This window comes from Psychrobacillus sp. PGGUH221 (genome assembly GCF_042055255.1).
Lineage (GTDB): Bacteria > Bacillota > Bacilli > Bacillales_A > Planococcaceae > Psychrobacillus.
On record NZ_JAQMHQ010000011.1, the window covers coordinates 24,011 to 35,847 of the forward strand.

Annotated in this window: 16 protein-coding genes; 5 read left to right on the forward strand and 11 right to left on the reverse strand. The window is 35.0% G+C overall.

Features of this window, described 5'->3' with window-relative positions:
* Positions 1-3: 3 nt before the first annotated feature.
* On the reverse strand, positions 4-594 hold the full coding sequence (locus PGC35_RS18060; RefSeq protein WP_275784185.1) for a hypothetical protein: 591 nt from the start codon (positions 592-594) through the stop codon (positions 4-6).
* A gap of 363 nt (positions 595-957) precedes the next feature.
* On the opposite strand from PGC35_RS18060, the gene PGC35_RS18065 reads away from it, so the two are divergent.
* The 4 genes from PGC35_RS18065 (at position 958) to PGC35_RS18080 (ending at position 4,116) form a co-directional block, all read left to right on the forward strand.
* Positions 958-1,215, forward strand: a complete 258-nt coding sequence (locus PGC35_RS18065) for a hypothetical protein (protein WP_375220112.1) — start codon at positions 958-960, stop codon at positions 1,213-1,215.
* Between the two features lie 31 nt (positions 1,216-1,246).
* Positions 1,247-1,996, forward strand: a complete 750-nt coding sequence (locus PGC35_RS18070; RefSeq protein WP_275784180.1) for a gluconate 2-dehydrogenase subunit 3 family protein — start codon at positions 1,247-1,249, stop codon at positions 1,994-1,996.
* A gap of 29 nt (positions 1,997-2,025) precedes the next feature.
* The gene (locus tag PGC35_RS18075) at positions 2,026-3,750 is read left to right on the forward strand and encodes a GMC family oxidoreductase (RefSeq protein WP_375220113.1); all 1,725 of its coding nucleotides are present in this window, start codon (positions 2,026-2,028) and stop codon (positions 3,748-3,750) included.
* A 162-nt stretch (positions 3,751-3,912) separates the two neighbouring features.
* Positions 3,913-4,116 carry a twin-arginine translocase TatA/TatE family subunit gene (locus tag PGC35_RS18080; RefSeq protein WP_053591869.1) on the forward strand — a complete coding sequence of 68 codons (204 nt, stop codon included), beginning with the start codon at positions 3,913-3,915 and terminating at the stop codon, positions 4,114-4,116.
* Between the two features lie 69 nt (positions 4,117-4,185).
* Here the strand turns inward: PGC35_RS18080 and PGC35_RS18085 are convergent, their stop codons facing one another.
* From PGC35_RS18085 to PGC35_RS18130, 10 genes are all read right to left on the reverse strand, one after another.
* Complete coding sequence (locus PGC35_RS18085; RefSeq protein ID WP_375220114.1) at positions 4,186-4,704, reverse strand: GNAT family N-acetyltransferase; 519 nt, start codon at positions 4,702-4,704, stop codon at positions 4,186-4,188.
* Between the two features lie 115 nt (positions 4,705-4,819).
* On the reverse strand, positions 4,820-5,416 hold the full coding sequence (locus PGC35_RS18090) for a TetR/AcrR family transcriptional regulator (RefSeq protein WP_375220115.1): 597 nt from the start codon (positions 5,414-5,416) through the stop codon (positions 4,820-4,822).
* A gap of 129 nt (positions 5,417-5,545) precedes the next feature.
* Positions 5,546-6,784: a M20 family metallo-hydrolase gene (locus tag PGC35_RS18095; RefSeq protein WP_375220116.1), complete on the reverse strand. Its 1,239-nt coding sequence runs from the start codon at positions 6,782-6,784 to the stop codon at positions 5,546-5,548.
* Between the two features lie 100 nt (positions 6,785-6,884).
* Positions 6,885-7,274, reverse strand: coding sequence for a nucleoside 2-deoxyribosyltransferase (locus PGC35_RS18100; RefSeq protein ID WP_375220117.1), 390 nt, complete (start codon positions 7,272-7,274; stop codon positions 6,885-6,887).
* 23 nt (positions 7,275-7,297) lie between these two features.
* Positions 7,298-7,495, reverse strand: coding sequence for a hypothetical protein (locus tag PGC35_RS18105; RefSeq protein WP_375220118.1), 198 nt, complete (start codon positions 7,493-7,495; stop codon positions 7,298-7,300).
* 49 nt (positions 7,496-7,544) lie between these two features.
* The gene (locus PGC35_RS18110; RefSeq protein WP_375220254.1) at positions 7,545-8,270 is read right to left on the reverse strand and encodes a class I SAM-dependent methyltransferase; all 726 of its coding nucleotides are present in this window, start codon (positions 8,268-8,270) and stop codon (positions 7,545-7,547) included.
* Positions 8,271-8,315: 45 nt separating this feature from the next.
* On the reverse strand, positions 8,316-8,744 hold the full coding sequence (locus PGC35_RS18115) for a GNAT family N-acetyltransferase (protein WP_375220119.1): 429 nt from the start codon (positions 8,742-8,744) through the stop codon (positions 8,316-8,318).
* A 24-nt stretch (positions 8,745-8,768) separates the two neighbouring features.
* Complete coding sequence (locus tag PGC35_RS18120) at positions 8,769-9,218, reverse strand: NUDIX hydrolase (RefSeq protein ID WP_375220120.1); 450 nt, start codon at positions 9,216-9,218, stop codon at positions 8,769-8,771.
* A 16-nt stretch (positions 9,219-9,234) separates the two neighbouring features.
* Positions 9,235-10,005: a class I SAM-dependent methyltransferase gene (locus tag PGC35_RS18125; protein ID WP_375220121.1), complete on the reverse strand. Its 771-nt coding sequence runs from the start codon at positions 10,003-10,005 to the stop codon at positions 9,235-9,237.
* A gap of 335 nt (positions 10,006-10,340) precedes the next feature.
* Positions 10,341-10,574 carry a hypothetical protein gene (locus PGC35_RS18130; protein ID WP_375220122.1) on the reverse strand — a complete coding sequence of 78 codons (234 nt, stop codon included), beginning with the start codon at positions 10,572-10,574 and terminating at the stop codon, positions 10,341-10,343.
* A gap of 174 nt (positions 10,575-10,748) precedes the next feature.
* On the opposite strand from PGC35_RS18130, the gene PGC35_RS18135 reads away from it, so the two are divergent.
* The gene (locus PGC35_RS18135) at positions 10,749-11,513 is read left to right on the forward strand and encodes a DUF817 domain-containing protein (RefSeq protein ID WP_375220123.1); all 765 of its coding nucleotides are present in this window, start codon (positions 10,749-10,751) and stop codon (positions 11,511-11,513) included.
* The last annotated feature ends 324 nt before the right edge of the window (positions 11,514-11,837 follow it).

The following is an 11,837-nucleotide window of genomic DNA, read 5'->3' on the forward strand; positions in this document are numbered from 1 at the left end:
AGATTAATGTTGCATGAAAAACGCATACTTATCCCATGCATTAACTTGTAGTGACTCTTCCATCCCTCTTTTGCTAGATACATACGTTTGTAGTTTTCCTTTATATATAAGTTCTAAGCTGGAAAGTTGTTCAAAATGATGAGGTTGAACTAAGCAAGGAGGAACATGTAACTTTGTAGATTCACACTCACTCAAAATAGTTGCAACAAATTGTGAGCAGAAAAAGGCATGCTCTCGTTCCAATTTTAGTTGCATCGCCACACCAAATAATCCAATTAAATTATATTTATATAGCTCTTTTTGTCGTTCCATTTGACGGATTTTATTTTGCATTCGATTAAATTCTTGGGTGGTCACCTGGCATTTATAAATCGCACATGTCGCATGCTTAAATAGTCCATTTGTAGCTTCCTCTTTAACAAATCCTCCGTTAAAAGGATTGTTTTTATTTTTCCTACCAAAACTATACATTTCATATAGCTCTTCATCAAAAGCAATAGATGTATGATTCATTTCTTTTCTTGTATATACACCTATAGCCTTTGAAAACAAAGTACCCGTATTACTTAACATAATGTAAATGTTCTTCTTCATTTCCCTCACCCCGTTCACAGGAAACATTTTGCCCCCGAATCTTCTATTCTAATCATCCATCATTCGCAATTTTTTCCAAACGGGCTTGAGAAGGAAAGAAAATACGTCTCGAGACGTATATCTTTTAACATGTCCTAACACGAAATATAGCATCACTCTTCTATAGGTCTAACGACTAGAAAAAATATTTACTTTATATGTAATTCCTATTATCTATTTGAATATTTTAAATTCACTTTCTATACAACAGTCCTAATGATAATGTCGAGTGAGTAGTCATTATGTATCGTTTTAATGATTGTTGCTTTGTCACAATATTGTTAAGCTTTCATTGTTTCGATTTATATGTAAAGGAGAAGTAATGTGACTCAATATAACAGAGAAGAATTATCCCTACTAAATCAAGTGTTCTTCGCTTTATTCTTAGTAGCTGATTTTGCCCTTTTTCTTTATTTCTATCATACCGAGTTTCCTTGGTTTGTATTAATAGGATTCGGGATTGGGCTATTCATCATTGTCCTTTGTTGGACAGGGAAAAAATATACATACTTTCTTGCATCTTTACTAGTGTGTACTGGTTTATTTTCATTAGTTTATAATTGGCACGCAATTATACACTAATAAGCTCAATTTATATTAGGAGGATTAAATTATGTCAGAACAAGAAAAGAAAAGTTCTATTTTAGATAAGCGTTCTTCCAGACGAAAATTCATTAAGAATTCTGGATTAACAGTCGGTGGACTTGTACTAGGGGGGGCTATTGGAAGCCTCGTTGCAGGAAAACCCGAGAATATAACGAAAGCAGTTGATGGAGCTAGTCATGCAACTGTCGACTATAGTGAAACTCGTCAGTTTTTCGTACGTCAAAAGGATTTTGAGGCACTTAGTGCTGCTACCGAAATTATTTACCCCGAAGATGAACATGGTCCAGGTGCCATTTCACTAGGTGCACCTTTCTTTATCGATAAACAATTAGCTAGTCCTTGGGGAAGTAATGCAGACGATTATAGAAAAGGTCCTTTTCAAAAAGGGGAAATCGCTCTAGATAAGAGTGAGATTATGTTACAAGGCGTACGAAAACTAAATGAAGTTGCAGAAAAAGAGCATGACGGTACAGTTTTTAAAGATTTAACAGAAGAACAACAAATTGCTATTTTAACATCCTTTGAAGCAGGAAAAGTAGAAATGGAGCTAGTCAACTCAGCTGCGTTCTTCGGTTTACTTAGAACTCTTACGTTACAAGGTTGTTTTGCAGATCCTCTATATGGAGGTAATAAAAACATGGCTGGTTGGAAAATGAAAGAATTTCCGGGTGCACAAATGTCTTATACAGCTTATTTGGATAAAGATGAATTTGTTTTAATAGATCCTATTAGTTTAGGTGGACACAAGCAACATTAATAATTAGTTATTACTAGGAGGCTATTGTGATGGTTACAAAATTACCTAAAGTTGACGTAGTTACAACAGGTATGGGTTGGACAGGTGGTATCATTGCTGCTGAACTAACAAAAGCTGGCTACAAAGTAGTCGGTTTAGAACGTGGTGTAGAAAGAACAATCGAAGATTATTTACATGGACACGATGAACTAAAATATAATATTCACAAAGAATTAATGCAAAAATTAACGAAAGATACGATTACTTTTCGAAATAAATTAGATGAAGTTGCTAAGCCAGTTCGTGACGAAAATGCATTTGTAGTTGGTACTGGTACTGGCGGTGGTGGTGCACACTGGGGTGGACAAACGTATCGTTATTTCCCGTACGACTTTGAAATACGTAGTAAAACTATAGAGAAATATGGAGAAAACAAAATTCCTGATGGGGTAACAATCCAAGACTGGGGACTTACATATGACGAAATTGAACCATATTATTCAAAGTTCGAACAGATGGCTGGTATTTCTGGCGAAGTAGATCCACTTGCAGGACCACGTTCAATCGATTACCCTACACCACCATTAAAAAAATTAACTCAAATGAAAATGTTCCATGAAGCAGCAGAAAAGCTTGGCTACCATCCATTTGTAGTACCAACAGCTAACGTTTCAGAAGCATATACAAATCCAGATGGGGAAACATTAAATGCATGTCAATACTGTGCATTCTGCGGTAACTACGGCTGTGAATATGGAGCAAAGGCTGACCCAATCGTAACAGTGATTCCAACTGCGAAAAAAACTGGTAACTTTGAGCTTAGAACAAATGCTTTAGTAACACGTGTTTTATATGACGGAAAAAAAGCAATTGGGGTTTTATACAAAGACACTCGAACTGGTGAAGAATTTGAACAACCAGCAGATGTTGTTGTTTTAACAAGCTATATTTTTAATAATGTACGATTATTATTGTTGTCTGGCATCGGAAAACCTTATAACCCAAAAACAGGTGAGGGTATAATCGGTAAAAACTATACCGATCACCATACAATTACTGGGGCAATTGGTTATTTTGAAGAGAAGAAATTCAATAGTTACATCGGTACTGGTTCACTTGGATCTGCATACAACGACTTCAATGCAGACAATTTTGACCATAACAATGTAGACTTCATCCATGGCGGACAAATTGAAATGCACTTAATGGGCAACGAACCTATTGCAAATAATCCAGTTCCAATGGGTACGCCAATGTGGGGGAAAGAGTTCAAAAAGAATTCCTTACACTATTATTACCGAAATTTAATGGTCGTTTCTCAAAGAGCAATCTTGCCTCATAAAAATCATTATCTCGATTTGGATCCAACCTACAAAGATGACAATGGGGATCCATTAATTCGTGTAACTTTCGATTACACAGAGCACGATCATAAAAGAAATGAATTTTTAGTGGAAAAATGCGCTGAAGTAGTGAAAGAAATGGGTGCTGACATTATCGATACAATTCCAATGGCCGAGCACTTCGGAGGACGATTTACTTTCCAACATGATGCTGGAGGTGTCATTATGGGTGACAGTCCTGAAAACTCTGCAGTCAATAACTACTTACAAATGTGGGATGTAGATAACTTGTTCGTTTGTGGAGCTTCCGCTTTTCCTCACTTTGGACCTACAAACCCAACACCAACAGTAGCAGCGCTTACTTATCGTGCTTCTGAAGGAATTATTCAGTTCTTGAAAAACGGTGGAGGTCAATTAAATACTGCAAAATAAATACAATTCTCTATCAGAATTAGTCAACGTTTTTCTGAATAGATTTTGTTGCAGATAGAAGTTACATCCTTTACCATAATGGTTGAAGAGACTCTCTTTCTCATTTTTCTTACTAAGTGTGTTATATTAAAAGGGATTCCATTTATAGAAGGAGGAAATTCCATGCCAAATATAGGGATACCGGGTTTAATACTCGTTTTGATTATAGCTCTTGTCATCTTTGGTCCGTCGAAGTTACCTCAATTAGGTAGAGCTGTTGGACAAACATTAAAAGAATTTAAAACTTCTACTCGAGATATTATAAATGATGAAGAAAAAGATGATAACAAGTTAGAAGCGAAAGAAACTCAAATAGAGAAAAAATGATAATACTAAAACCAGCTATTTTTATGAATAGCTGGTTTTGTATTTTAGAAAATAACAAAGGGAACGAGCTTAATCTTCTTGATGATAGGATACAGAGTAAACAAATACATCTTTATCCCATTTATGAACAGTCTTTTCTACTTTCATACCGATTCGTTCAGCAACTTTAATTGATGGAAGATTATTTACATCAATTAATGAAACCATCTTCCGTAATCCCATTTGTTCGAATCCATAATTTTTGCAAGCTAATGCAGCTTCGGTGGCATATCCAGTTCCCCAGAAACGTCTAACAAACAGATAACCAATCTCCATTTCAACTATTCCATCTATTTCTTGAGGAACAATTCCACATTGTCCAAGAAACTCCCCAGATACTCTATCCTCTACTACCCAGAGTCCTACTCCGTGCTTTGCATAATTATTTATTGTCCATTCAATCCAATCAATCGTCTGCTTTTCGTTTTTCGTGGATGGATAATATTTCATTGCTTCATGGTCTGCGAATATTTTCAATAGACTCTCCATATCATCTCTATTCATTTTCCTCAATACTAATCTTTCAGTACTCAGTATGAAATTATCCATTTATCCCCCTCCTCAGCACGTATTAAAAGCTTCATCAGAAAACACATCTTTATTAGTTCAATAAAAAAATGCATAATCCCTCCTTGGATACATGCACCTTGTACTTTTTATATATTTATTTAAACTTAAACAAAACTTCTTTTGTCTTAAATATTTCTAAAAGATTATCCGCTATTTCTTCTGGTGATTTTACGCAACCACCCTCAATCCATTCTAATATAACGCCATAAGATCCGTACATCTTATACGTATTAAAATGATCCAATTTTATTTCTTTGTTTTCATTGTTTATATAGGTAATTGCATGAAATATTTCTTTAAATTTGTTTAAAAATTTCTCTTGAAGCCCTGGGATTGTATCCTCCATTTTTAAAAGACCATAGAAATATTTTTGCTCATATATATGTTGAAAAAAAGCATTCGATGTAGGCAAAATAAGTTTATAATCCACAATCATTGTATCTTCAAAGGGACGACGAAATGCTTTATTTAATTCATCTAATATTTCTGTTACTAATTCTTCAGCCAAATCCTCTTTATCTTTAAAATACAAGTAAAAAGTACTTCTATTATAATCTGCACGTTCCACTATATCTGTTACTGTTACATTTTTATAACCTTTTTCTCTCACTAAACGGATAAAATGCGTCTTAAAGATACTTTTCGTTCTTCTAATTCTTCTATCCCCGGTTTTATGGTTTTCCGAACTCATAGAACCCCCCCTATCGAACCAATTCATACTATAGGATAAATTATCTATCATAATAATTCAATCAAACTGGAGTAAGATGCGACTAATGGAATAAAAAAATGCCAAGGAAAATCTAATTTCCTTTGGCATTTATTTTTCACTTTTAGAATAATGAAGAATCACTTCTTCCAACAAATCAATGCCAATCATAATATCATCTATGGGTGTGAACTCATTTGGATGATGACTAAGTCCATCTAAAGATGGGATAAAGATTAGGCCTGTCGGACATAACTTCGCCATGTTCATTGCATCATGCCCAGCACCACTTTGCATTATTTGGTTGGAGAAATTCTTCTCTTCACAAATATTACGCAGGACATCATTTATTTCCTCTGATAGAAGCACAGGGTCTTCTGAACTAATCTCAATGCTTTCAATATCCAATTGCCTATTTTGTTTTACTGTTTTAATCGTCTCATCTAAATGAGTAAGCACTCTCCGTCTTGAATCTACGGAAGTAGACCGTATGTCAATTTTAATTTCCACATCCCCGGGTACTACATTCATAGCGCCGTTATGAACATTCATTACTCCGATCGTTGCAACAGTACCATATGCCTCTTCGCTTTTTGCGGCTTTTTCAAGGGCTAACGAAATTTCAGATGCCCCAAGAAGGGCATCTTTTCTCATACTCATAGGTGTAGTTCCTGAATGCGAAGCAGTTCCCTTTATTTTCACATGAAGTCGCACAGGTGCTGCTATTCCTGTAACAATACCAATTTTCTTACCAGTATTTATTAGCACTGGTCCTTGCTCAATATGCAACTCAAAAAATGCTTTAAACTGTTCGTTTTTCCTGCTTGCTTGATCAACGGCATTAAAATCTAACGCACATAGTGCAAATGCCTTTTCCATCGTAATGCCATCTTTGTCCTTTATATTTCGATATCTATCTTTATCAAATTGGCCAGCGATTGCTTTGCTTCCTACTGTCGAAACACCAAAACGAGCAGATTCTTCACAAGCAAAAGAAATAATCTCAATTGGATGATCAGTAATAATTTCTTTTTCATTTAACCGTCTAATTACTTCAAGTGCAGCTGTGACTCCAACTACCCCATCATATTTTCCACCTTGATACACAGTATCCAAATGAGAACCCATGACGACAGGTGGAAGTCCGTCTATTTTACCTTGCCTTCTTGCAATAACATTTCCACATGGATCCATTCTAATATCTAACTGCTCCGCCATACACATACGCATAAATGCGTGTGTACAAGTTTGCTCTTCATTCGTATAAGCAATTCTTGTGATACCCGTATCCCCGGTGTTGTATTGGTTAATATTTTTAAATAGTAGCTCGTATCTCATTTTACTATCCATACAACAATCCCCTTTCGTTATTAACCAACAGTTACTGATAATAGTTCTTAGATAAAAGATGTCACACCACTAAAGAATATGACTATATCTAGTAGACTAACTAGACGTTACTCGAAAAGATAACATCAATTAATTCGTCTATAGTTCCAATCACTATTTCTACTTCCGGCAAATGATAAAATGTGCTCGTTGTTTCTAAGTCTCTAACATCATCGTTTGGTGAGTATAGAAAAACCTTTTTACCCTGTCCCAGCGCTAATCCAAATTCTATGTGACTCCCTTTTCCTGCGGGTAATAATACCACAAGAATGTCGGCAGTCAGGACACCATTTTTCTCCTCTTGTCCTATTGCTTGAAGTTTTTCTATAGTTGAAACTCTTTCATTTTTAGTCCAATCATATGTATGAATATACCCTTTGTTTTTTAGAACTTCACTTACATATTTAACAGAATCAATATTTTGAAAACTGGATGCAATATAAAACTTCATTCTCACTCAACCTTTAACAATTACTATTTTTTATTTTCTTTTCGTTTTTGAGCTTCAATTTGAAAGGTAAGATATGTAACTCCTAAAAATCCAATTATGCCAAAAACAGTTGCTATAATAGCTTGTACTGAATAAGTAAATTTAGAAAAACTAATTATCAAACCGATTACTATAAAGCTATAAAATAACCAATGTTTATACCTAGACCAAAATTTCTTCATCACTTTCACCTTCCTCAGTCCCAATCTTCAATAAACTCAAGACCTTTAATTACTTTTTGTATGCTTTTATTATAAACGTTGCAGGCACTAATTGTGCTTTTTGCGTTGAGTACCATTTGGAGGGATCATCAGAAATATTGTTATCAGGGAATATAACATCATCTATTACCTTATCGATGGTGAAACCACATTCAATGAGTGTATTTATATATGTACTTAGTTTTCGATGATGTATAATTACCTCGTTATGCCATGCTTCATTGTATTCTGGACCTTCTACAATGTAAGATTTATTGAAATTAAACGACGACTTTTCATAGGACAAACGATCATGTAAAGGGTGCTCCCAACTAAAGATAAATAATCCACCCGGCTTTAAGTAGTAATGGATATTTTTCAATGTCTGCTGTAAATCAACTGTCCAACCTAATGCATAAATAGAGTATGCAATATCGAAGTAATCACTAGGTAATCCTGGATTTTTCTCCATAGGAGACTCGAATAATGTTACTTTAACCGGTTGATTACTTAATAATTTATTTGCTGTTTCTATTTGCCTTGTGGAAAGGTCTAATCCCCATAGTTCCTTAGCTCCTCGGTTACCCATATACTGTAATGAATGACCACTACCACACCCAATATCCAATACCTTTTGATTTGAAATGTCTCCAAATAGTCCGTGCTGTTCCTCGTTTATCGAAAAAGGCCCATATTCGGGAAGAGCTGTTCTTCCGAAAAATCGTTCCGCAGATTTCTCCCAACTATCCTTATTCATGTCCAAAATTTTAGTTTTTGCTTCGATCGTTACTACTTCCTTTCGTTACAAAGATTTTCTAAATGAATAACACCATTTTTCATAGTCTAATTTTTCCTCATAAAAACGATGTGCATTATTTCGTTGAATGCCTGATTCTAATGCAACATATTCTGCTCCGTTTTCCTTAGCCCAGTTATGTATATAATTTAATAATTTCTCTCCGTAACCGAATGACCGATGCTCATAATCTGTTACGAGATCATAAATGAAAATGTGGCGTTTATTATAAAAGTTTGTTCTCCAACTAAAACCAGTTAAGGATACAATCTTATTATTCTCATATAGAGCATACAATGTATAACCGTCTTTTTTCATTTCTTGAAGTAACTCTAGATAGGTATCCTCTGTCAACTCTGTTCTTAACTGTTTCATAACTGGAAAGGCTTCTAACCATTGTTCTTTGTAAGTAAGTTCTTGTATATTTTCTGACATTAAATCTCCATTCCTTTCTGTATTTTAAAGAGATAAAGAATGTTGCTTTATAAGATTTTTAATGAGCGGATTGAGTCCTTCCGGTAGTTCCGTTACTTTAAAAAACTGAACTTCCACAGTTTCTTCACCGTCTGCCTTTAAACTCCCACCCTTTAATTCGTTTGTCATATAAGCAATTGTCACTGGATAGAATTCATCCCCATTTGGTAATTGAACAAAATACTGTTTTCCAGAGAAAACACCTACTAAATCAAGTTTACCTACTTCTAATCCCGTTTCTTCCAAAACTTCTCTTCTTCCAGCTTCCTCAGTTGATTCTCCTAGTTCGATAAAACCTCCTGGAACACCCCATAATCCATCTTGTCTTTTTTGCAATAAGATTTCCCCTTGTTCATTAATCACTGCAACTGCAACTCCAACTAATATGAGGGGTTGATTTCCAACTGTCTTACGTAATTCCTCGATATAACCCATATTAACCTCCATTGTACTATTTTATTTTTTGGCAAACATAAATCATTTGTTCGCTATCATCTGTCAAAGGTGTTTCATTCCAATCCTTGTACACATGAAGAATTTCAAATCCATTTGAAAATAATAGTCGCTCCATTTCCTTTGGAAACACATACCTTAAACTAATATTTGTTTTTACCTCTTTCACTATTTCTCCAATTTGATCTTTATATCTTCTTATCGTTGTGTAATGTTGCACTTGGTTTAAGGACTCATATCTACTAATCGTGTATACATCTACTTTATGGTGAGTTTCCTTATCTTTATAAGTTTTCCAATATTCTTCTGTGTTTGGTTGTAACAATTCCTCTACAGTTGGAAATCTTGTTCCAAAAATGAAGATTCCTTTGGTTTCTAGATGCTTATTTACAGAGGTCAACAATCCATCTTGATCGTCATTTGTAAGGAAATGTTGAAAAGAATTTCCAACAGAGAATATCAAATTACTTTTTACATTCAATTCTAATTCGGAACAATCTTGTTCGATCCAATCAACTTGTAAATGAAGAGCAGATGCTTTCTTTTTTGCTTCATTTAACATACCGCTATGTAGGTCTACTCCAATTAGTTTATATCCTTCCTTGGCCAATGGAATAGTAGCTCTCCCCGTTCCACAAGCCAAATCTATAATTATGCCTTCTGTTTTAGCAGCCCATTTCGTTAAGAATTTCACATCATCTGAATAGGCGTTATTTTCAAGATCATACAAAATAGGATTATCATATTCTTCAAAATTGTCTAATGTCATTATGTTAAATTTCCCCCACTAACAATTTAGGAACTATAAAAATTAATACTAAACCTGTGAACATATAAGTTATATACTTTTTTCGATCAGCACCTACTCTTAACTCCCATAGAGCCAATGTGACACAATACAAACCAATCATTACGATAATTATTGGTATCATTAAAAATAAAATAAAAATTCCTCCTAATAACTAATTCCTATAAACCTTCGACGTCCTTCCTAAAATACCTGCTTTTATAATATTTTCTAGGTTGTCCATTTTTATTAAGTTATTAAAAAGAAAGGGGAATTTCCCCTCTCTTAACTGGAAATCAGATTCACGAAAAAATTTCTCAATAACCGTATCTTCCTTGATATCCTGGATAGCCATATCCCGGATAATAAGGATAATATGGATAGTACGGATAATAAGGATAGTATGGATAATACGGATATCTAGGATATCTTGGATAAGGATACTGCGGATATCTTGGGTATCTTGGGTATCTTGGGTATCTTGGGTAATCTCTGTCTCGGTCTCGGTCCCGACCTCCGTCTCGATATCCATCTCCAAATGGCAAAAACATTCCACTTCACTCCTAATGATTTAATAAAATCTCTATAAATTATGCAAGTCGGGATAAAGTGTCTAGGTAAGAATAAGCGATTTGTCTATATACGGTTGAACAAGAAACCTGAGCATATGCTTTTCGTCCATATGGTAAGCAATACAAACTTTTGAAGAAAGCCGAGGTTGGCTTATGAAAAACTTTTTACGATTTGTTTATTTACAAGCAATTTCTTGTATTTTTCCGGTAATCATATTTGCAGCTCTGGCCTTTTCGAAATATGTAGATACTCCATTTTTACCAAGATATGATTTAATTTTAATAATTTGTATTGCTGCTCAAGTATTCATGCTTGTCTCTAAATTAGAAACAATCGATGAGTTCAAAGTCATATGTTTATTTCATGTAATTGGTCTAGCCCTGGAATTATATAAAGTCCATATGGGTTCTTGGAGTTATCCAGAGGATGCATATAGTAAGGTTTTTGGTGTCCCACTGTATAGTGGTTTCATGTATGCGAGCGTCGCGAGTTACATTTGTCAAAGTTGGCGTCATTTAGATTTACATATTTATCATTGGCCAAAGTCCTTTTGGGCAGTCAGTATTAGCATTCTTATTTATCTTAATTTCTTTACTCATCACTTCACCTATGACATTCGTTGGTGGTTGAAGGGATTACTCTTTATTATTTTCTTCCGAACAATCGTCACCTTCCAGATCAACGATAAAATCTATAAAATGCCGATGATTCTCTCCTTCATTTTAATTGGTTTCTTTATTTGGATTGCTGAAAATATCACCACATTCTTTGGTGCATGGCAATATCCAAACCAGGAAGCTGCATGGTCCCTTGTCCACATCGGTAAAATCAGCTCCTGGTTTTTACTTGTCATTATAAGCGTCATTATCGTGGCACAATTGAAGAGAGTCAAAAGTGACAAGGAGCTTGTTCAATAAAAGCAAGTAATTAGGAGATTGATCGATTCACAACAATCAATGAGTGTTTTTGTTCAAAGATTGAGCGATTCGCTAGAAAGATTGAGCTATCTTGCGCAAAGATTGAGCGATTCACATTTTCCCTCAAAAAAACACCGCCAAACCTGTTGGCGGTGTGATACTTTAGACAAACTCGAATTTATCTTTATAAAGGATAGATGGTTTTCCGAAAGCTTTCCGCGGACGAGCGCCGCGCCACTTGGATCCACGGGATGTGGGTCATGCAATCGTAGCCGTAGGACGTCGCGAACTTAGATTGCTATCCATTTGACATGAGCCAATAGC